20 protein-coding genes are annotated in these 21,478 nt (G+C 32.0%); 9 read left to right on the top strand and 11 right to left on the bottom strand.

The features are described 5' to 3' along the window. Positions 1–204 precede the first annotated feature (204 nt). From V1T75_RS03325 to V1T75_RS03310, 4 genes are all read left to right on the top strand, one after another. Entirely contained in the window at positions 205–732 is a 528-nt protein-coding gene (locus tag V1T75_RS03325; protein WP_330487148.1) for a methyltransferase, read from the top strand. Next, positions 729–1,916, top strand: a complete 1,188-nt coding sequence (locus tag V1T75_RS03320; RefSeq protein WP_330487147.1) for a glycosyltransferase family 4 protein — start codon at positions 729–731, stop codon at positions 1,914–1,916. Before V1T75_RS03325 ends, V1T75_RS03320 begins: the two co-directional genes overlap by 4 nt. Beyond that, positions 1,913–3,169 (top strand): glycosyltransferase, encoded by a 1,257-nt coding sequence (locus V1T75_RS03315; RefSeq protein WP_330487146.1) that lies wholly within the window; start codon positions 1,913–1,915, stop codon positions 3,167–3,169. Before V1T75_RS03320 ends, V1T75_RS03315 begins: the two co-directional genes overlap by 4 nt. Positions 3,170–3,374: 205 nt before the next feature. Next, positions 3,375–4,880, top strand: a complete 1,506-nt coding sequence (locus tag V1T75_RS03310; RefSeq protein ID WP_330487145.1) for a lipopolysaccharide biosynthesis protein — start codon at positions 3,375–3,377, stop codon at positions 4,878–4,880. 132 nt (positions 4,881–5,012) lie between these two features. Here V1T75_RS03310 and V1T75_RS03305 read toward each other — a convergent pair whose 3' ends face one another. From V1T75_RS03305 to V1T75_RS03260, 10 genes are all read right to left on the bottom strand, one after another. Next, positions 5,013–5,591 carry a Crp/Fnr family transcriptional regulator gene (locus tag V1T75_RS03305; protein WP_330487144.1) on the bottom strand — a complete coding sequence of 193 codons (579 nt, stop codon included), beginning with the start codon at positions 5,589–5,591 and terminating at the stop codon, positions 5,013–5,015. Between the two features lie 188 nt (positions 5,592–5,779). After that, complete coding sequence (locus tag V1T75_RS03300; RefSeq protein WP_330487143.1) at positions 5,780–6,352, bottom strand: Crp/Fnr family transcriptional regulator; 573 nt, start codon at positions 6,350–6,352, stop codon at positions 5,780–5,782. 36 nt (positions 6,353–6,388) lie between these two features. Beyond that, positions 6,389–7,009, bottom strand: coding sequence for a WbqC family protein (locus V1T75_RS03295; RefSeq protein WP_330487142.1), 621 nt, complete (start codon positions 7,007–7,009; stop codon positions 6,389–6,391). Then, entirely contained in the window at positions 7,009–8,595 is a 1,587-nt protein-coding gene (lepB, locus tag V1T75_RS03290) for a signal peptidase I (RefSeq protein ID WP_330487141.1), read from the bottom strand. Before lepB ends, V1T75_RS03295 begins: the two co-directional genes overlap by 1 nt. A 79-nt stretch (positions 8,596–8,674) precedes the next feature. Next, the gene (dapB, locus tag V1T75_RS03285) at positions 8,675–9,376 is read right to left on the bottom strand and encodes a 4-hydroxy-tetrahydrodipicolinate reductase (protein ID WP_330487140.1); all 702 of its coding nucleotides are present in this window, start codon (positions 9,374–9,376) and stop codon (positions 8,675–8,677) included. A 1-nt stretch (position 9,377) separates the two neighbouring features. Next, positions 9,378–9,956 carry a DUF5683 domain-containing protein gene (locus V1T75_RS03280; protein WP_330487139.1) on the bottom strand — a complete coding sequence of 193 codons (579 nt, stop codon included), beginning with the start codon at positions 9,954–9,956 and terminating at the stop codon, positions 9,378–9,380. Further along, entirely contained in the window at positions 9,957–10,844 is an 888-nt protein-coding gene (locus tag V1T75_RS03275; protein ID WP_330487138.1) for a ParB/RepB/Spo0J family partition protein, read from the bottom strand. It lies immediately after the preceding gene. Positions 10,845–10,853: 9 nt separating this feature from the next. Next, positions 10,854–11,618 carry a ParA family protein gene (locus tag V1T75_RS03270; RefSeq protein ID WP_330487137.1) on the bottom strand — a complete coding sequence of 255 codons (765 nt, stop codon included), beginning with the start codon at positions 11,616–11,618 and terminating at the stop codon, positions 10,854–10,856. A gap of 136 nt (positions 11,619–11,754) precedes the next feature. Continuing rightward, on the bottom strand, positions 11,755–12,873 hold the full coding sequence (dnaN, locus tag V1T75_RS03265) for a DNA polymerase III subunit beta (RefSeq protein ID WP_125067899.1): 1,119 nt from the start codon (positions 12,871–12,873) through the stop codon (positions 11,755–11,757). Positions 12,874–12,959: 86 nt separating this feature from the next. Beyond that, a complete protein-coding gene (locus V1T75_RS03260) occupies positions 12,960–13,904 on the bottom strand; it encodes a lipid A deacylase LpxR family protein (RefSeq protein WP_330487136.1) in 945 nt (314 codons plus the stop codon). 68 nt (positions 13,905–13,972) lie between these two features. Here V1T75_RS03260 and ppk2 (V1T75_RS03255) point away from each other — a divergent pair, with 68 nt between their 5' ends. Both ppk2 (V1T75_RS03255) and ppk2 (V1T75_RS03250) read left to right on the top strand, forming a co-directional pair. Further along, a complete protein-coding gene (gene ppk2, locus V1T75_RS03255; RefSeq protein WP_330487135.1) occupies positions 13,973–14,830 on the top strand; it encodes a polyphosphate kinase 2 in 858 nt (285 codons plus the stop codon). 2 nt (positions 14,831–14,832) lie between these two features. Continuing rightward, positions 14,833–15,612: a polyphosphate kinase 2 gene (gene ppk2 / locus V1T75_RS03250; RefSeq protein ID WP_330487134.1), complete on the top strand. Its 780-nt coding sequence runs from the start codon at positions 14,833–14,835 to the stop codon at positions 15,610–15,612. Here the strand turns inward: ppk2 (V1T75_RS03250) and V1T75_RS03245 are convergent, their stop codons facing one another. Continuing rightward, positions 15,613–16,248, bottom strand: a complete 636-nt coding sequence (locus V1T75_RS03245) for a hypothetical protein (protein WP_330487133.1) — start codon at positions 16,246–16,248, stop codon at positions 15,613–15,615. Between the two features lie 83 nt (positions 16,249–16,331). Here V1T75_RS03245 and V1T75_RS03240 point away from each other — a divergent pair, with 83 nt between their 5' ends. From V1T75_RS03240 to V1T75_RS03230, 3 genes are all read left to right on the top strand, one after another. Continuing rightward, positions 16,332–16,877, top strand: coding sequence for a Smr/MutS family protein (locus tag V1T75_RS03240; RefSeq protein ID WP_330487132.1), 546 nt, complete (start codon positions 16,332–16,334; stop codon positions 16,875–16,877). 59 nt (positions 16,878–16,936) lie between these two features. Beyond that, positions 16,937–18,070, top strand: a complete 1,134-nt coding sequence (locus tag V1T75_RS03235; protein ID WP_330487131.1) for a cysteine desulfurase family protein — start codon at positions 16,937–16,939, stop codon at positions 18,068–18,070. A 376-nt stretch (positions 18,071–18,446) separates the two neighbouring features. Beyond that, on the top strand, positions 18,447–21,478 hold a 3,032-nt coding region (locus V1T75_RS03230), incomplete at its 3' end, for a proprotein convertase P-domain-containing protein (RefSeq protein WP_330487130.1).

Genomic DNA, 21,478 nt, shown 5'->3' with positions numbered 1-21,478 from the left:
TTTTTTTATGGAGAGAACAATGGTATGTTTGTTGTACAAAAAATGCACTTATAGTTAAGTGCGAATTGCTATGGAAAATTAAAAGGTTTAGAGCGAAAGGTAACTTTCGCTTTTTTTTATTCTAGAATATTTACGCAATTCAATTTAAGGCATTGTTGTTTGAAATGATAAAATAGTAATACATTTGTTGTTAAAATAATGTTCATGTATTCTAAACTACCTCAAAAAAGATTTAAACATACCCTTGAATTTTTACAGAAGCACCTTCCTGCCCCAGCAACCATATTAGATTTAGGAGTCCGTAATTCGTTCTCTGAAATAATGGAACAACACGGTTATACGGTATATAATACCAATGGAGAAGACTTAGATTTATTGCCTCAAATAGTTAAAGATTATAATGTTGATGCTGTAACAGCTTTTGAAATTTTAGAGCATTTAATCGCTCCTTTTAATGTGTTGAGAGAAATAAACACTTCAAAAATCATCACCACTATTCCTTTAAGGTTGTGGTTTAAAAGTGCTTACAGAAGTAAAACAGATATGTGGGATAGACACTATCATGAGTTTGAAGATTGGCAATATGATTGGTTGTTAGAAAAATCAGGTTGGAAAATTATTGATAGAGAAAAGTGGACTAGCCCGGTTAGAAAAATAGGATTTAGACCTATTTTAAGAACATATACACCTAGATACTACGCTGTGTATGCAGAAAAAGGTATAGAGAAATGAGGATAGGGATGATTTTGGATAAGAACTTTCCACCTGATCCACGTGTTGAAAATGAAGCGATAGAGTTAATAAAATCAGGTCATGAGGTTTTTTTATTTTGTTTGACCTACGGAAACGAATCTTCAGAAGAACTTATTAATGAGATAAAGGTAAAGAGATATCAATCAAATAAGCTAGAGTATAAATTATCTGCATTAGCTTACACACTTCCTTTTTATTCTTTAATAATGAAAAGAAAAGTAGTCAATTTTTTACGCCGAAATGCCATTGAAGCGATACATATTCATGATATTAGAATTGCGGAAGCGGTTTTTTTTGCAAATAAAAAATTTCAATTACCAATTGTTTTAGATTTACATGATAATATGCCAGAAGTAATGAAGTTTTACCCACATATGCAAAAATTTCCTGGTAAATATATTATCTCACTAAAAAGATGGAAGAAAAAAGAAGAGGCGTTTGTTAAACAGTCAGATAAAGTAATAACAGTTTCTCAAGAGTTTGTAAATGAGTTGAAAAGCAGAATAAAAGTCTCTGAAGATAAAATAGTTTTGGTGCCTAATACAATTAGAAAAACATTCTATGAAAAATATGCCGTCAGTGAAAGAATTAAGAAAAAGTATGATCACAAGTTTGTGATATTATATTTAGGAGACACACATACTAGACGGGGATTGCTAACTGCTATTGAAGGAGTTAAAGAAATTAAAGACAAAATAGCAAATATAAAGCTAGTAATTGTAGGTAAAAATACAACTGATACTATTTTAAAAGCTAAAGTTAAAGAATTGAAGTTGGAAGAAAATGTTGATTTTGAAGGTTGGCAAGATGTATCACTATTTCCATCATATATTGAAACAAGTGATATTTGTATTTCTCCTCTTAATAGAAATGTTCAACATGATGTGGCCTATGCAAATAAATTATTCCAATATATGAGTTTAGGAAAACCTTTATTGGTAAGTAATGCAACAGCGCAGAAGAAATTAATAGAAAAAGTAAAAGCAGGATTGGTACACGAAGAAAAAAATGCAGCGGATTTTGCTAAGAAAGTTTTACTTCTGTACAAAGAAGAAGAGTTAAGAGAAAGACTGGGGAAGAACGGGAAAGCTTTTGTTAGAAATGAGTTTACATGGGATAAAACTTCAAAAGAATTAATCAATCTATACAATAGCTTAAATTGAAGGCCCTAATTATTACATATTATTGGCCACCAGCAGGGGGGTCAGGAGTACAACGATGGTTAAAATTTGTGAAGTATCTACCCTATCATGGAATTACACCAATTGTGTTTGTTCCAAGAAATGTAGATTATTCAGTTATAGATGATGAATTGATTACTGAAACAAAAGGAGTAGAAGTAATTTCACAGTCCTTTTTAGATGTACAGAAATTTACGCGAGTAAAGAAAAAAAAAGGAGGAGACGCTAATGTGAGTTCAGGAGGTGTTTTATCTTGGATTCGTGGAAACTTCTTTATCCCAGACTCTAAAATTTTATGGGTAAAACCATCGGTAAAATACTTAACCAACTATCTTAAAAATAATGATGTTGATATCGTAATATCAACAGGGCCTCCTCATAGTGTACATTTAATAGCTAATGAATTAAAAAAGAAGTTTGCTTTAAAGTGGGTAGCAGATTTTAGAGACCCTTGGACGGATTTATACTACTTAAACGATTTTAAGTTGAATAAGTATTCAAGAAAAAAAAACAAAAAATTAGAATTAGAAGTTTTAACTAATGCCGATACCATAGTAACAGTTAGTAATTTTTTAAAACAAGAGCTATCGTTAAAAACGAATAAGCCTGTAAAAGTTATAACAAACGGATATGATGATGAGTTTGTTGAAGACGAAGTTTTGTTAAGTGAAAAATTTTCAATTTCATACATAGGATTACTGCCTAAGCAAAGTAATTCAGACTCGTTATGGGAAGTATTAAGAGAATTAAAAGATGAAGAGCAACAGTTTAAAAACGATTTAGAAATTGTATTGGTAGGTAATATATGTAATGAAGCAATTTCTTGCATAAAAAAAAATCAATTAGAAGAGAATTTAAAATTAGTTGGTTATGTGTCTCATAGTGAGTCGGTAAAACTGCAAAGAAGCGCACAAGTTTTATTGTTGTTAATACCAAAGACTAGAGGAGCAAAAGGGATAATAACAGGCAAAGTTTTTGAATATTTAAAAGCAAAACGTCCTATCTTAGCAGTGGGGCCTGAAGATGGTGATTTAGCAGAGATATTAACAAAAACAAACTCTGGAACTATTATTGATTTTGGTGATAAAGAAAAAATGAAGGAAGAAATAAAAAAGTTGTATATTGAGTATAAAACCAAAAAACTCACTACAATTTCTAATAATATTAAACAATACCATAGAAGAGAATTAACGTCGCAATTAGCAAGCCTACTTAAACAAATGATTAACTCGTAATTTGAAATAAGTAGGTACTGTAAATTGAGTGCTAGGTATAAGAAGATTTAACTACTATAATTATAAAATAAGTGTAATGATAATTTGAGAAAATACTGGAGAACACTTGTTTGAATATATGCAGATGAGTTTTAAAATGCAGCGTAAGTGTAACAATGTAGTCGAAAAGGATATCATTACTATTTAAAATTAACAAAAGAAAAAATTGGGAATTGTATTTAAACAATCGTTCAGAAACACGTTAATAATCTATTTAGGTTTTTTAATAGGGGGTATTAACACTTTGGTGTTGTATACGAGATTTTTAGGAGATGAATATTACGGATTGGCGACTTATGTTTTTTCAGCTTCAAACTTAATCATGCCTATAACAGCTTTTGGAGTTCATTTTACCATCATCAAGTTTTTTTCCGGGTATACTTCAAAAATAGAAAAAGATAAGTTTTTAAGCTCTGTAATATTTCTACCGCTATTTATAGCAATTCCAATTGGATACTTTTGGGATTTTTTTCATAATTGGATAATGACTTATGTTGTAGAGAGTGGTTCCAAAGAGAATTTGATTATTGAAGAATATACTATTTATATTTATATAATAGCAGTTGCTTGTGCTTATTTTGAAGTGTTTTATTCTTGGTCTAGAGTACAAATGCAATCTGTTTTTGGAAATATTTTAAAAGAATTATATAATAGAGTGGCAGTAATGGTTTTGCTTTTTGCTGTGTACTTTAATTTGATAAGCAAAGAAGAGTTTTTAGTCTACATGACAGGAGCATACATTTTTCGAGTATTGTTAATGATGATATATGCTTTTCGTTTGTACACGCCAACATTTACATTTAGTTTACCAAACAATTTTAAAGAAGTCATACGATATACTTTTTACATCATTTTAGCAGGAAGTGCAGGAGCTATTATACTAGATATAGATAAAGTAATGATACCAGGTAAAGAAGGTTTTGCTAAAGCAGCATATTATACAGTAGCGGTGTTTATAGGAACCTTTATAGAAGCGCCGAGTAGAGCAATGGGGCAAATTTTACAACCATTAACTTCTAAGGCTATTAATGAAAATAACCCAAAAGAAACAGAAAGCTTGTATAAAAAAAGCTCTATTAATTTATTATTAATCGGAGGCTTGTTTTATATATTAGTTAATTGCAATGTAGCTGAGTTATTCAAGTTAATGCCTAATAAAAATTATGCAGAAGGAGGAGCATTAGTTGTATTGCTAATTTCATCAGCAAAATTGTTTTTAATGTCTTTAGGAAGCAATGGAGCTATTATTAGTAATTCTAAATTTTATCGCATTACATTACCCGTAGGAGTGGGGATGGCCCTTTCAGTATACTTTTTAAACGATTATTTTTACAATGCTTTAGGTATGGGAACTGAAGGATTGGCTTTAGCTACTTTAATTACTGTTATAGTGTCTAACACTTTTAAATTATGGTTTGTAAAAGAAAAGTTTAATATGACTCCTTTTACAAATAAAACATTTTTAATGATTCTTATTGTCTTAACGATGTTTATGGGGTTTAATTTTTGGAATTTCTCCATACCTGAGCTTTATCTTTTTGATTTTCCAATTCACCCAATAATAAATATTATTTTAAAAAGTGTATTAATTATTGTAGTTTATGTTTTTGTAGTAGTAAAGTTATCTATTTCAGAACAGATAAATAACTTGGTAAAAAGGTTTATAAAATAAAAAGACCTGCACACAAAGGGAACAAGTCTTTTCTTAATAATAAGGGGGAATGAAACATTAAAAAGGGGGAAATGCTTCGCCGACAAATATATATAAAAAATAAGTAAACACCCTTCTTTTATATCCTTAAAATTATAGATTATTTAGTTTTTTTTTAATTCTACTAAGTTGCACAGGAGAAATATTTAAATAGGATGCTATGTGTCGCTGTGTAATTAGTTTATCAACATCTGGAATCCTTTTTTTTAAAGTAATATATCTTTCTGTGGAGCTAAGTGTAGAGATATCTAAAAGTAATTTTTCTGCTTTTAAATAAGCATTTTCAAGAGTTTTTATATAAAATAAACTAAACTCTTTATACCGCAATGTTAGCTCTATAAGTTTATCGTAATTTCCTTTATAACCTGTTACTTTTGTTAAAGCTTGATAGTTTACTTCGGAAGCAGTTTTTTGCATCATAGCAGAATTAGCACCAGAAATATCGCCAGAAATAAAAAAAGCTCTAGTTGTTTCCGACCCTTTTTCGTTTAATAAGTAGGACCGCATGATTCCTGTTTTGATTATAAAAAAATGATTTGAGTATTCACCTTCTTTTGTGAAAAATTCATAGGGTTTCAACTCTACATAAGTAACAATGCCTTCAAAGAGAGAAACTAAATCGTCAGGTAAATCAATAAAGAGATGAACAAAGTTTTTTATATCATCATTCATAATTAACAAGTTATATGATAATAGTGAGGGTAAAAACACTAAGTTAATAAAAAACTTTCAGTTGTAGAAGTTAAAAGACAGACCTAACTTTAAGGGGAAATTAGGTCTGAAATATTTTAAGGGGTATGTAACTTGTTAATTACAGAGACAAATGTAAGACAGTTTTATAATACCACCGTTAACATATGTTAATAAATATAATTACTTCTTATTCTACTCAGCTGAACTGGAGTGATATTAAGGTAAGAGGCTATGTGATATTGATTAATAAGGTTGCCAATATTAGGGTGGTTTTCTTGTAGCTTTTTATACCTTTGAGTAGCATCTAACATTTGTAATTCTAAAATTTTAGATTCTTCTCTAATATATATGTTTTGTAGTATTTTGTAGTGGAAAATAGAAATTTCATGATGCTGTAAAGAAAGCTTATAAAAATCATGATAATTGCATTCTAAAACTTCACAGTCTGTTAAGCACTCGTAAATTAACTCAGAAGGCTCATTTTTAATCAAAGCACCGAGGTTACCAGATGTAATTACTGGTGTGTAAAGAGTTTTGGTGTGCTCTTTTCCTTTGATATCTATGTTATATGACCTTATAATACCTTTTTTTAAGATATATATATTTGTAGGCTTCTGACCTAAAGAAACTAGTTTATAGTTTTTAGAAAATTTTTGTAGGGATAAAATCTTAAAAATTTTATTTAAAGCACCTTCAGATAAAGGATGGAAATTTTGGGAAAACTCTCTAAAAAACTCCATAAGTAAATAATATAAGGATGAAATAATTAGAGGGGACTATTTCAAATTTACATTAATTTTTTCTAAAAAGCTAATAGTGTTAGCGCCTTCCATAAATAGAAGATCTAGAATCGATAAATTAGGGATGAAGCCATACTTATCATCGAACATTTGAATGTAAGTATCCATTTCTATTTCAATTCCTTTTTTAGCAATAGCTAGGGCTCTAAAATCAGTATTTTTAGGGAGGAGCTCGTAACTAGTCGTTTTGTTAAATTGTTGTTCTATTTCCAAGGCATCACATACAAATAAGTGAGTGTCGATAGTTAAATCTTGCAAATAGGTATATTTTTTATTGAAAATTTTCAGTAAATCTTCTTCAAAAAACTCAAAAAAGGGAGAAGAGCGATAAGCAGATTGTAACGATTTAAAATGCTGTTGTTGCCATGGAAAATCATTTTCAACTAAGGTGTCTTTAGTCTTCTTTCTACCTTCTTTTGCTTTATGTTTAACAGGAATATTTAAGGCAAGTTTACCGTTAGCTCCATAAATATAACAACGATTTCGATAGGTCTGTTTTTGATAGTTATCTTCTATTTCAAAAGTAATAGCATCCGATTGATAGATTGCTGCATACTGTGAAATAGGAGCAAAGTAAGTAGGGATAAAAAGTGACATTACGCTTTCTTCTTTTTACTTTTTCTAAAACTATATACAGTATAACCTCCAATTAATAGTAAAACTAACCAAAGATAAGAAACAGGTTTACCACTACCGCCAACAGTAGTGAACATTCTATCCCAACGAATAGAATTTAATTTAGCAATAAAACTAGGCGCGTTGGCATCCCAACTTAACCAAATCATTACAGGTTTACCAACCACATGGTCAAAAGGTACATATCCCCAATTTCTAGCGTCTAATGAGCGTTGACGATTGTCTCCCATCATCCAGTAGTAATCCTGCTTAAAAGTATATTCTTTAACCTTTTTTCCGTTAATGTATATGTCGTCACCAAAAATGGTTAAATCATTATTTTCATGTCTGCGAATAATCTGCTCATAAAAAGGAATGGTTTTAGAGTTTAATTCAACAGTAACTCCTTTTTTAGGAATATATATTGGTCCAAAATTATCAGTAGACCAAGCATATCTTGGGTCGTGAGGAAAAACAGATTTATCGTAAGTCCCTTTTGGAGTTATGTGCTTTTCAATGTTTTTTACAATGGGGTTTTTAGCTATTAAAGCAGCTTCATCATCTGTCAAGTTTAGAGCATATCTACCATCATTAGTCATTTGACCTTCTTTATTTTTATTAAATTTGCTAATAACATTCTGAGGTAAGTTTTCTCCATTGGTGTCAATAAAAAAGTACCATTGTGGCTTTGCTCTGTCAGGTAATACCGTTTTTTTTCCGTTGATAAATACATAACCATCACGTACTTCTAAGCTATCACCAGGAGTACCTACAGCGCGTTTTACATAGTTGGTACGTTTGTCAATAGGCTTATAAGTAAATTTTCCAGAATTATCTCCCCACATTGTTGCTAAGGAATCTGAAGGCCAGCTAAAAACAACTATATCGTTACGCTTAATTTTTTGAAAACCAGGAACGCGCATATAAGGTAAAGAAAGCTTGTTTAATAAACCTTCCTTGTTCTTATCATCAGATAAAAATGATTTTACACCCAACCCAGGAATTGTATCATGTGCCATAGGTGCTGCGATTGTAGTCATAGGAACACGAGCGCCATAATGAAATTTACTTACAAACAAGTAATCACCAACCAATAAGGTTTTTTCTAATGATGATGTAGGAATGGTATATGGCTGCATAAAATAAGTATGCACTAAAGTAGCAGCTATAATAGCAAAAGCAATAGAGCTAACCCATTCACCTAAAGGAGATCTAGGTTTTAAACTTCTGTTTTCTATATATTCTGTTTTTGTAAAGTAGTTGATATAATAGATATATAAGCCTAAAGTTAGAATTGCCAAAATAGTGTCAGGTCTTTTGTTAAAACCAAAACTTCTACAAGTCTCAACCCAAATTATAGGGAACATTAATAGGTTTACAATAGGAATAAATAATAAAATAACCCACCATTTTGGACGATTTATTATTTGCATCAATACGATGGCATTATAAATAGGTACAGCAGCTTCCCAAGCTTTTTTACCAGCTTTGGTATATAATTTCCAAGTACCTAAAAAATGAACAACTTGTATGAATAAAAAGAATAAAAACCATTCAGTAAATGTCATAATCTATATATTTTGTAGTTCCTTATAAGGAATAAAATTCAATTTTATTTGTGTGTTTTTTGAGTTGTTTGTTACGTTATTAACCTAAGTTTAACACATCTCGCATGGTAAAAACACCTGTTTTATTATGTAACCACTCAGCAGCAATTACAGCACCTAAAGCAAAGCCTTGACGATTATGAGCAGTGTGTTTAATATCAATAGTATCTATTTCAGAATTATAAGTCACGGTGTGAGTACCCGGAACATCCGGAGTTCTGATAGCTGTAATAGGAATATTTTCTTCAGATGTTTTTTTGTCTAATTCCCAAGCTTTTTGGTTAGTATTTTCAATAACACCTTCTGCCAATGTAATTGCAGTACCACTTGGAGCATCTAACTTTTTAGTATGATGAATCTCTTCAATAGAAACATTGTACTGCTCTAAAGTGCTCATCATTTTTGCAAGCTGTTTGTTTAATTCAAAGAAAACATTAACTCCCAAGCTAAAGTTAGAGGCATAAATAAATGCACCTTTCTTGTCATTACATAAATCAACAATATCGTTGTATTTATCTAACCAGCCAGTAGTTCCAGAAATAACTGGTACATTATTGTTAATACAGTTACTAATATTGTTATATGCAGAAGAAGGAATACTAAAATCAATGGCTACATCAGCTTTTGTAATATCATACACTTCTTTTCCAGAAGTTTTTATAACAATTTCATGTCCTCTTTGTAAAGCAATTTTTTCAATTTCTTTACCCATTCTACCATAACCAAGTAAGGCTATTTTCATCTTAAAAAGAATATTTTAGTGTTAAACCAACTTTCGGTGCTTCGATAAATAAAGGATCTGGAGTGATTACTGGTTTTACAGATAAGCTATCATCTGTGTCAAACTGTAATAAATGTGCATTAACACTGGCTTCAACAATTTGTAAAACATATAAAAGCACCCCTGTTAACAAAGATAAATCTCTATTTTTACGTAAGGTTTTTTGGGCGCTTTCTAAGCCCGTTGTAGAAATAAGAACGGTTCCATCATCTCTAGTAAATTCGTCTTTTAATCCTTGTTTACGAAGTTTAAAGGCAGTTCGGTAGCGATCGTACTGATCGCTATTATCAATATAAAAATAAGCACTGGCACCCATTGCTGCCCATACTATAGGAGCTTTCCAGTATTTTCCATTATAAATTTGTCCGCCTCCAGGAAAAATAGCCGAATAAAAGGCTGCTTTAGAAGGCGACAAAGGATTGTATTTGTCGCTTGTTAACTGAAGTTGTTTTGCCCTAACAGCAATAGAATCTTTTTGAGCAAAAGTATTTTGAAACAAAAAAAGACTACAAAAAGCGAATATGATTACACGTACGTTCAATTACTTTAGTAAGTTTTTAATACGGTTAAAGTCTTCTTCCGAATGAAAAGGAATAGAAATTTTACCCTTTCCACGATTATTAACAGTCACATCAATCTTATGCCCAAAATAATCACTAATATCTTTTACACTATCAGAAATATAATTTGGTAAAACCTTCTTTTTGGCTGTTTTAGCAACCTTACCCGCTTTTAAGTTTTTTACGAGCTCTTCAGTTTGACGTACTGATAGTTTATCACGAACAATTTTCTCATAAATGTTTAATTGATCAGAGTTACTATCAACGTTAATCAATGCACGACCGTGACCCATTGAAATAAAGCCATCACGCATTCCTGTTTGAATAATAGGATCTAGCTTAAGTAAGCGTAAATAGTTGGTAACCGTAGAGCGTTTTTTACCTACACGAGTACTTAACTCTTCTTGTGTAAGTTGAATTTCATCAATTAAGCGTTGGTAAGAAAGGGCAACTTCAATTGGATCTAAGTTTTTACGTTGAATATTCTCTACCAATGCCATTTCCAACATTTCCTGGTCGTTTGCCAAACGAATGTAAGCAGGAACTGTTTTGTTACCAATAAGTTTAGAGGCTCTAAAACGACGCTCACCTGAAACTAATTGAAACTTATTACTAGATAGTTTGCGTACAGTAATAGGCTGAATAACACCTAACTCTTTGATAGAACTAGCCAATTCGCGCAACGCTTCTTCATCAAAATAAGTTCTAGGTTGGTACGGATTTACATCAATCGAATTAATATCAATCTCAATAATGTTTCCCACTAACTTATCGGCATTTTTGTCTTCTGCCGAATTTACTTCTGCAGTTTCTTTTAATAATGCTGATAAACCTCTACCTAAAGCTTGTTTTTTTGTTGCTTTTGCCATTTACAGTAATTATGCGTTTTTAGTTAAAATTTCGTTTGCCAAATTTAAGTAATTTACAGCACCTTTACTCGTTGCATCGTATGAAATTATACTTTCGCCATAACTTGGTGCTTCACTTAAACGGATATTTCTATGCACTATTGTTTCAAAAACCATAGAACTGAAGTGTTTGCGTACTTCATCTACAACTTGATTTGATAAACGTAAACGAGAATCGAACATAGTTAATAACAAACCTTCAATTTCTAATTCTTGATTGTGTATTTTCTGAACACTCTTAATGGTGTTTAATAATTTTCCTAAACCTTCTAAAGCAAAGTATTCACATTGAATCGGAATAACAACAGAATCAGCTGCTACTAGAGAGTTTAAGGTTATTAAACCTAAAGATGGAGCACAATCAATTAAAATAAAATCGTAATCATCTTTAATCTCTTCTAACGCTTTTTTTAACATGTACTCGCGTTGTTGTTTGTCTACCAATTCAATTTCAATAGCTACTAAATCAATATGAGCAGGGATTAAGTCAACGTTAGGAGAGTCTGTTTTTAAAACAGTGTCCTTTGCAGGAATTGTATGTTCTAAAACCTGATATGTTCCAATTTCTACACTTTCAACGTCTAAACCTAAACCAGAAGTAGCATTTGCTTGGGGATCGGCATCAATTAACAATACTTTTTTTTCTAAAACACCTAAAGCCGCAGCTAAGTTTACAGATGTAGTAGTCTTACCTACGCCACCTTTTTGATTTGCAATTGCAATAATTCTACCCATTATAATTTATAAAGTTTGAAAGAGGTAAATTTACAATTATTTATCATTTTTGAAAGAGAAAGACGTTAATAAAATTACAAAAGCCACAGAGTTTTGATTCTGTGGCTTTTGTAATTTTTATGTATAAAGGATTTTATTATCCGTTTAACATCACAGGCATTACTAACATCGTTACTAATTCTCCTTCTTCAGTTCCGTCAATTGGAGTTAAAATTCCAGCTCTATTTGGTAAACTCATTTCAATTAAAACATCGTTAGAGTTTAAATTGTTTAACATTTCGCTTAAAAAACGAGAGTTAAACCCTATTTGCATATCATCTCCTTGATAATCACAGTTTAATCGTTCGTCGGCTTTGTTTGAGTAATCTAAATCTTCAGCAGAAATATTTAACTCAGTACCTGCCATCTTCAAGCGAATTTGATGTGTTGTTTTGCTAGAGAAAATAGATACACGACGAACAGAGTTTAAGAAAGAAGCTCGATCAACAGTCAATTTGTTTGGATTCTCTTTTGGAATAACAGCTTCGTAATTAGGGTATTTTCCGTCAATTAAACGACAAATTAATACCACATTGTCAAAAGTGAATTTAGCATTAGTGTCGTTGTATTCAATCGTAACGTTGTTTTCTGAACCCCCTAAAATTCCTTTCAATAAGTTTAAAGGTTTTTTAGGCATAATAAACTCAGCTGATTTATCAGCAGTAATATCAGTACGAGTGTATTTTACTAATTTGTGAGCGTCGGTAGCTACAAAAGTTAATTCTTTTGAATTGAACTGGAAAAATACACCACTCATAACAGGACGTAAATCATCATTACCAGCCGCAAAAATGGTTTTAGATATTGCCGTAGCCAAAATATGAGATGGAATTTCTGTACTGCTAGGAGAAGGTAATTCTACTGCTTTAGGGAACTCATCGCCACTAAAGTATGCCATATCATACTTTCCTTGCTCAGAAATAATTTCAATAGTGTTGTCTCCTTCAACTTTAAAAGTAAGTGGTTGTTCAGGAAATGTTTTTAAAGTATCTAATAATAAACGAGCATTTATAGCAATAGCTCCGGTATCAGTACTTTCAACTTCAATAACAGACGACATTGTCGTTTCAAGGTCGGAAGCTGATATTTTTAATTCGTTTTCAGATAGTTCAAATAAAAAGTTATCTAAAATTGGTAACGTGTTATTGCTATTTATAACCCCACCTAAAACTTGTAGTTGTTTTAATAATTGTGAGCTAGATACGATAAATTTCATTTAGTAATTTTTCTATTTATTAGACTTACAAATATATCTTAATTTGATGATTTTAAAAATTATTTTTTTGTAAGTATGCAAGAAGCTTAATTAAACTGATAATTTAACTGTATTGAACCGTAAAAATTTCCTTTGGGAACACGTGAACTTTTGAGTTTTTTTGTGTGGTAATTTACAACATATCCAAAATTAAAACGATTACTGGTAAAACGAATTCCGATCTCTGTAGTAAACGTAAAAGGTTTTATATCAAATGTAACTGGACTTCCATTGTTTAAAAAGCTACCTTCTATAGTGGCATCATAGGCAACATAATGTAGCATTGGTTTTAGGTATAGAAACACTTCGGCTTTATTATTAAAATTGGTATTTTGATTGTTCAAGTTTCCATGGAAAGCGATAGAATTAATAATGTTTTCTAAAGGTTTGAACCCAATACGAGAGTATAAACCAGTTGAAAAATCAGTATATACAGTACCTAGTCTGGCAGAACTAACCCAAGTAAGATCGAAGAGATTGTCTCTAGCTATCTTTTTTATGTAATCGGCTTTTAAATTAAGAGTAACTGCATCTTTTATTTGATAGTTCCAACCTGTAGCTTCTTTAAAACCATATATTTTATGTATAATGCCCTGTAGTTCTTCACCAAATGATGATGAGCCTATAGCACCTATTTGTATAGCTGTTTTTAAAATAGACTCGTTTGTATAAAACTTATTAACACCAAAACTACCAAACAGATAACCAGCAAACGGACGGTCGTGTTCTTCAACCGTTTCTACAATAGCTTTGTAAGGTGTATACATATGGTGTCCTAATTGAATCTCATATATTTTTTTATCAACATTTTTATTTTGATTCTTACTTAAGAAACGGTATGTTAAAAAAGCTCCATTGGTATAATATCGATCTTGGTGGGTAGATATATATAAGTCATTATCATTTATAAAACTAAACTCTTTTGCATATTTGCGTTGAGAGAAAGAAGGAAGAGAAAGTAAGGTAAATAAAAGTAGTACATTTTTTTTCATAGCTGTAAATATCGTATTATTTTAGCACAACCTTGATTAAATTATCAACAAGAATAATTAATATACTTATGAAAGAAGAACCTGTATTAACAATTGAAGATTTTGAAAGTGTATCAACAAATGAAGAATTGTTGGCTATTATTAAAGAAAAAGGAATATCTATCACGAAGGTTCAGGTGAAGCTAAATTATGAAGAAGAGTTAAGGAAGTTGCAAATAGAATTAGTGAAACTTCAACAATGGATAGCAAAAAATAAAAAACGGGTGGCTGTTATTTTTGAAGGAAGGGATGCCGCTGGTAAAGGTGGAAGTATTCGACGCTTTATGGAACATATGAATCCGCGTTCTACTCGTTTGGTAGCTTTAAATAAGCCTACAGAAGTAGAAAAAGGGCAGTGGTATTTTCAGCGATATATTAAAGAATTGCCGAACCCTGGAGAAATCGTGTTTTTTGATCGTAGTTGGTATAATCGAGCTGTGGTAGAACCCGTAATGGGGTTTTGTACAGATGACCAGTATAATAATTTTTTGGTTCAGGTACCAGAATTTGAGCATATGTTATACGAAGATGGTGTGGTGGTTATAAAATTCTGGTTATCAATATCTAAAGATGAACAATTGCGTCGTTTTAATTCTCGAAATAACAATCCTTTAAAGCGTTGGAAGTTTAGTCCTGTAGATAAAAGAGGACAAGAGTTATGGGATAAATATAGTTATTACAAGAACGAGATGTTTAGTAAAACTCATACAGCTTATAGTCCATGGATAGTTGTAAAAACAAATAACAAAAAAGAGGCTAGAGTAGAATGCATGCGTCATGTATTATCGCAGTTTGATTATGAGGGAAGAGAAGAGGCTCAAACAGTTCTAACACCAGATCCAAATATAGTAATGCGCTATTATCGTTCAGTAAAACATTTAGATTAAGTATGGGGAATTTAACTCAAAGAGATGTAAATAAATTAAATACAACTAGAGGCTTAAAAGCTTTATTGTCGAAATCTTTTAATTTAGAAAGAGCAGTTCGATATGTTGATTATGAAAGAAAGTTAAAAAAATTACAAGTTGAAATAATTCGTTTGCAAGCATGGGCAATTAAGGAGAATGAACGAATAATTGTAATTTTTGAAGGTAGAGATGCAGCGGGAAAAGGAGGAGCAATACGTAGAATTACAGAGCGTATCAATCCTCGTCATATGAGAATTGTAGCACTTCCGAAGCCGAATGAAGATCAAAAAACACAATGGTATTTTCAACGATATGTAGAGCAGTTTCCTAAAGCAGGGGAAATCGTTTTTTTTGATAGAAGTTGGTATAATCGAGCTGTGGTGGAACCCGTTAATGGCTTTTGTACGCAAGAAGAGTATGAAATCTTTATGAATCAAGTAAATGATTTTGAACGCATGATCTTAGAATCGGGTATTCGTTTGGTGAAAATTTACATGTCTATTAATAAGAAAGAACAAGCGAAACGCTTTAACGACATAAAAAATAATCCATTAAAACAATGGAAGATGACACCTGTAGATGAAAAGGCGCAAGAGCTTTGGGATGACTATACAGAGTATAAAAAAGCAATGTTTTCAAAAACCAACACAGAAACATCTCCTTGGAAAGTTATTAGGGCTAATAGAAAAACAATGGCGAGAATAAGTGTAATTAATCACATATTAAAAAGCATTCCTTACGATAAAAGTATAGAAGTGTAACTAAGATAACTGTTGTTTAATTTCGTTGAAAATAAAAAAGAATTCTCCAGCTATTTGTTTGCTTGTTTTTAGGTATGTTTCTTCGGTAAGCTCTGTATTGTCTGATTCTTTTGGGTCGCTATACGGTAAGTGAAAACGTTCAATAGCATCGGGAATGTATGGGCAGTTTTGATCCGCATTGTCACAAGTAGTAATAGCAATAAAAGGATAACTATTTTGAGGATGATCGTATAGTTTTGAAAACCCTAAAATAGATTTTTTAGTGTCATTAAAAGAAACTAAATATCTGGGATTTTGATGAGAGAAATCAACGACACTAAAGATAAAACCAGTTTTTTGTAAACATTTAACTGTATTCCTGTGGAAAGAAGTTGTTTCAGTACCTCCTGAATAAGTGAATATGTTTTTTAAATTGAAATATTCAATAGCAAAAAAACTCCATACCTGTGCAAACTGACTCCTGCGAGAATTATGAGTGCAAATAAAGTTTAAATTTATTTTTTCTCTATCTTTAAATTCATCAAAAATGGTATCGGCAATTTCAAGTAATAATTCTTTTCGATCTTCAGAAAGAATTAACTCTTTTCTTGCTTCTTCAAAGAAAATTTTTGTATCGATATTCTTAGTGTTTATCATTTATTTGCAGTTCTTTTGCAGCGTAAAATTATTTGCAAAAATACAAGCTAATACTCTTTTAGTTAATTAAATAAAGGTTAAGGATGTGTTTAGAAATAGGAAATAAAGTAGCTGTTATAGATGCCAATATTAATGGGGTGGTTGTAAAATTAATTGGAAACGATGTTTTTATATTAGATTCGGATGGTATGGAGTACTGTTTTGCTAAGAAAGAGCTCGTAAGAATAGAATTAGATCAAAGTGAGTTAAGTAAGTATTCTGATATCAATAACCCGATGTTGAAAGCTAAAATTCAATCGAAAGAAAAAAAGAAGAAAACCTCTTTTGTAAAGGATAAAAAAGAAGTAGTAATGGAGGTGGATTTACATGTTGAAAAATTGGTAAAATCTACAAGAGGGATGGATAATTTCGATATTTTATCATTACAAATTAATACAGCAAAGCACAAGTTAGAATACTGCATGTCAAAAAAAATTTCTAAGCTGGTTTTTATTCATGGAGTAGGAGATGGAGTTTTAAAAACAGAGTTGCAATATTTATTAAACAACTATGCTGTTAAATATTACGATGCTTCTTATCAAAAATACGGACAAGGAGCGACAGAAGTATATATTTATCAAAATCAATAATTTACTATTTGAAAAGCTAATAGATGCATCGGTCTATTAGAAAACCTTATTTTTGTGTTATGAATTCTGTTTATTTAGACAATGCAGCAACAACACCTATGTTGCCTGAAGTTATTGAGGCTGTTTGGCAGTCAATGCAAACTAATTTTGGGAACCCTTCTTCTACACATCAATATGGTAGAAAAGCCAAAGCAGCGGTTGAAACAGCTAGGAAAAATATAGCTAAACAACTTAATGTGTCTTCAAGTGAAATTATATTCACGGCTGGTGGAACAGAGGCAGATAACCTAATTTTATTCAATGCGGTTTTAAATTTAGGAGTAGAAAGAATTATTACCTCAAAAATTGAACACCATGCAGTTTTAAATACGGTACAATTTTTAGAAAAAAAGTATAAAATAACTGTAGACTACGTTAGGGTAAATGAAACTGGAACTGTTTCAGTGGAGAGTCTGGGGGACTTGCTAAATAAATCAAAGAAAAAAACTTTGGTGAGTTTGATGTATGTGAATAACGAAATAGGTAACCTATTGCCTATTGAAGAGGTTATTGCATTATGTAAAGAGTATAATGCGTATTTGCATTCAGATACCGTACAAGCTATAGGACATTATGCTATAGATTTACAAAAAACACCAATAGATTTTATTGCTGCTAGTGCACATAAATTTCATGGACCTAAAGGGGTAGGATTTGCTTACTTTAAAAAAGGGATAGGAATACTACCGATGTTGCACGGAGGTGAGCAAGAAAAGGGAATAAGGTCTGGTACTGAAAATGTACATTCTATTGTTGGTATGGAAAAAGCGCTGGTCATTGCTTGTGAAAACTTAGAAAAAGATAAAGAGTATATCAGAGGACTAAAAAAATATTTTGCAAAAAAAATACAAGAGCTAATCCCGAAGATAGAGGTTAATGGAGAATTGATAGAAAAAACAAGTTATACGATATTGAATTTACGATTTCCAATTGAAGATAAGATGCTGCTGTTTAATTTAGATTTGATAGGAGTAGTAGTTTCTGGCGGAAGTGCCTGTCAAAGTGGAAGTAGTAAAGGGTCTCATGTGTTACAGGAGTTTTTGAGAGGAGAAGATGAAAAGAAAACATCTGTACGGTTTTCCTTTAGTAAGCTAAATACAATTGAAGAGGTCAACTATGTATTGATGCAGTTAAAAAGAGTGTTAAAAAAATAATAGGCTGTTTTATTTGTTTTAAAGCATTTTTTTTAGTTATTTGTATATGTGTTTAAGTTAGAAGATTAAATTCTTTAAAAGTAGTTTTAAAAGATTGTTTTGTATAGTTTTTATTGATTTGGTAAATAAAACTTATTTTTTTTAACTATAATGTGACTTAAACTGTTAATTTTACATCTAATATTTTAGTGAAAGTAAAAAATGTTTACTTTTGCATACTCAAAATTTTAGGAGCCCCCCACAAGAAATAAGTTGTAAAAGAGCAACTTAACATTTTTTTGTGTGGGGTTTTTTATATCTCACCGTATTGTTTATTGAAAAAATAAGAGCCTTAAAAAAATGAGGCATAACATTGTATATATAAAAATGTATTATTATGGGGGAAAACTACATTGCTAAAATCGGTACATATAAAAAGATTTTCTTTTTAGTATTAATTCTCTTATTTTCAGTTAGGTCTTATGGACAAGATTGTACTATATACTCTGATAATAGTGGTTATAGTATACCTGATAGTACTGCTGGGTATTTTGACGCTGCTATTGTAACAGTTTCAGATTCTTTTAGTATTACTGATTTGAACGTAACAATAAATATAAATCATACATATAATGATGATCTTGATATTAGGTTGGTTCATAGGGTTGGAGGAAGTACTGTTAAAACAGTAATCTTATCAACAGATAATGGAGGATCAGGTGATGGCTTTATTAATGTTACATTTGATGATAGTTCTGGGAATAGTTTACCCCCTGGAGGTAATTCAGTACTAACAGGAGTGTATAAGCCTGAAGGTAATTTAGATGATTTTGTAGGTGATAACTCGTTGGGAGATTGGGTGTTACAAATCAGAGATGATGCTATTGGAGATACGGGTACACTTACAAGCTTCTCAATAAATATTTGCAAATTACATGAGATTTCGTGTGATAATGTATATGCAAGTACAACATCTTCAACATTAGGAAATCGTAACTCTTTATATACGTTAACAGGCTCAACAATGACCCCAGTGTATACGGCTCCACAAAGAATAGGAGGATTAGCGGTTAGTGCGGATGGTAATGCGTATTATGATAATGCTTCAGGTTCTTTTCCTTTATATAGTTCAGATGGATCAACACAAGTGTCTGAAGGCGGTACGTTGCCGAATCAATTAGTTGGACAGGGAGCTAATGATGCTGGAGATGTTTATTATATTGATACTTCATATCATTTAAGGGTAGTTTATAATGGAGTAGCGGGGTCAGCTGCTGATTTAGGTGCTTTAGATTTTGGAACAGATACTATTGGAGGTACGTTAGTAGCAGGTGATTTAGCTTTTGACGGTAATGGTCGTTTACATTGGTATGCTTCAGTAGGAGGTAGTGGAGCTTCCTATTTATTTATAATAAACACGAATACATTAGTAGCACAAAATCTAGGTAATGTGGGGCCTAATGGAGCAACGGGAGTTGCTTTTGATAGTAGTGGAAATATGATTACGAGTACATCTAATGGAGATGGAACTAGTAATATCTATTCTATAGACTTTTCGTCACCAACATTATCAGGAACTCTTATAGGTACAGCATCACCAGGTATATACGATATGGGGTCTTGCTCTACACCAACCTATAACCCAATTTTATCAGCTACCAAATCTGTAAAAAACATAACAAAATCAGCAGATCCTGCTGTTATAGCTTTAAGCGGAGATGTGTTAGAATATACTATAGAGGTAAATAATACCGGTAATTTATCAGCATCTAATACTACGTTTATAGATGCAATACCAGCTTCAACAACTTATGTAGCAAATTCAACTCAGTTAAACGGGGCTTCGATAGCCGATGTGAGTGGTAATATGCCGTACACTACAGCTACAGAAATACATTCGAGTACTCAGCCAGACGGAGTAGTTACCATTGGTAGTCCTGTAACTATCACGTTTAGAGTAACAGTAGATGATGGAATGTTACCAGCTACTATTAATAATACAGGAACAGTAGAGTATCCTATTGTTACTGGAGGTGTTACAACTAATCAATCTGTTGATTCCAATACAGTTACTACTCCTACGGGAGATATATGCACGTTAGGTATAAATGATTCAGATGGTGATGGAATCGATGATGTTTGTGACTTAGATGATGATAACGATGGTATTCTTGATTCTTCGGAAGGAGGCTGTACAGTAAATGAATTTACTATTTTTGGAGGTGATGGAGGAAGTACCACTAGTTTTTCACAATCAGCAGTTTCTTCAGCGGTATTTGATTTTTATTATGTAGATAACTCTGTAGCGATAGAAATAAATGGCGGAGGATTAAATACAAATAACGTATTACAATTACAGAATATAGTCAATTCAGGAGAAGTAATTATGGAATTTACTTCAGATAATTCTTTAATGAGTTCACCATGGTTAGCAAACACTAACGGTATACCAAGATTAAAGGTCGAAATTGATTTTTCTGGAAATATTACAGTATATGGTTCTCGATCAACGAGTTCTACATCTTTAGAGTTAATGCAACCCAGAGATGGTTCTTCTTTTAATACTATTTCTTTTTTAGCAGGAATAAATAATTTCAATGTCATAAATCAAGATGGTTCAGGGCCAGATAGAATTGGTGGAGCAGTAAAAGTGTATTCATCTTGTGTTGATACGGATAATGATAATATTCCAGATTATTTAGATACCGATTCAGATGGAGATGGTTGTTTTGATGCTATAGAAGGGAATGAAGATGTGGATATATCAGACTTATCAAGCGGTAGAATAACAGGAGGAGTAGATAGTGATGGTGTTCCTAATATAGTTAATTCTGGTGGTTCTGCTGACGGAACTAATAATACACAAGGGCAAGGTGTAGGTACAAGTGCTACAGCAAACGCAGATGCTGTACCAACTTTAATAATAACGAATCCAGCATCAGTATGTAGTCCGTCAACTGTAGATTTAACGGCTAGTACAGTAACAGACGGTGCCAACGGAAGTAGTTCTGCGGGCACATTAACCTATTGGACAGATGCAGCTGCGACTAATACCTTAGCGTCTCCTAACTCAATAGCTACTAGTGGAACTTATTATATAAAATTAACTTCAGTTAGCGGTTGTTATGAGATAGAACCAGTAACGATCACAGTAAACCCATTACCAACAGTAACAGCGAATGCAAGTGCAACGACGGTATGTGCAGGCGAAAGTGTAACCTTAACAGGAGGAGGAGCTGATAGTTATGTATGGGACAATGGAGTGAACGATGGAGTATCTTTTGTACCAACTGCGACAACTACTTATACCGTAACGGGAACAGATGCCAACGGATGTGAGAATACCGCTCAGGTAACGATCACAGTAAACCCATTACCAACAGTAACAGCGAATGCAAGTGCAACGACGGTATGTGCAGGCGAAAGTGT

Source organism: Tenacibaculum sp. FZY0031 (assembly GCF_036350695.1).
Taxonomy (GTDB): Bacteria; Bacteroidota; Bacteroidia; order Flavobacteriales; family Flavobacteriaceae; genus Polaribacter.
The sequence above is the reverse complement of the archived record's forward strand: the minus strand, read 5'-3'. Positions and strand labels throughout refer to the sequence as shown.

Coding starts and splice junctions, on each gene's coding strand:
- V1T75_RS03325 (WP_330487148.1), top strand. CDS start 205: ATGTATTCTAAACTACCTCAAAAAAGATTTAAACATACCCTTGAATTT.
- V1T75_RS03320 (WP_330487147.1), top strand. CDS start 729: ATGAGGATAGGGATGATTTTGGATAAGAACTTTCCACCTGATCCACGT.
- V1T75_RS03305 (WP_330487144.1), bottom strand. CDS start 5,591: ATGAATGATGATATAAAAAACTTTGTTCATCTCTTTATTGATTTACCT.
- V1T75_RS03300 (WP_330487143.1), bottom strand. CDS start 6,352: ATGGAGTTTTTTAGAGAGTTTTCCCAAAATTTCCATCCTTTATCTGAA.
- V1T75_RS03295 (WP_330487142.1), bottom strand. CDS start 7,009: ATGTCACTTTTTATCCCTACTTACTTTGCTCCTATTTCACAGTATGCA.
- lepB (WP_330487141.1), bottom strand. CDS start 8,595: ATGACATTTACTGAATGGTTTTTATTCTTTTTATTCATACAAGTTGTT.
- dapB (WP_330487140.1), bottom strand. CDS start 9,376: ATGAAAATAGCCTTACTTGGTTATGGTAGAATGGGTAAAGAAATTGAA.
- V1T75_RS03275 (WP_330487138.1), bottom strand. CDS start 10,844: ATGGCAAAAGCAACAAAAAAACAAGCTTTAGGTAGAGGTTTATCAGCA.
- V1T75_RS03270 (WP_330487137.1), bottom strand. CDS start 11,618: ATGGGTAGAATTATTGCAATTGCAAATCAAAAAGGTGGCGTAGGTAAG.
- dnaN (WP_125067899.1), bottom strand. CDS start 12,873: ATGAAATTTATCGTATCTAGCTCACAATTATTAAAACAACTACAAGTT.
- V1T75_RS03260 (WP_330487136.1), bottom strand. CDS start 13,904: ATGAAAAAAAATGTACTACTTTTATTTACCTTACTTTCTCTTCCTTCT.
- ppk2 (WP_330487135.1), top strand. CDS start 13,973: ATGAAAGAAGAACCTGTATTAACAATTGAAGATTTTGAAAGTGTATCA.
- ppk2 (WP_330487134.1), top strand. CDS start 14,833: ATGGGGAATTTAACTCAAAGAGATGTAAATAAATTAAATACAACTAGA.
- V1T75_RS03245 (WP_330487133.1), bottom strand. CDS start 16,248: ATGATAAACACTAAGAATATCGATACAAAAATTTTCTTTGAAGAAGCA.
- V1T75_RS03240 (WP_330487132.1), top strand. CDS start 16,332: ATGTGTTTAGAAATAGGAAATAAAGTAGCTGTTATAGATGCCAATATT.
- V1T75_RS03235 (WP_330487131.1), top strand. CDS start 16,937: ATGAATTCTGTTTATTTAGACAATGCAGCAACAACACCTATGTTGCCT.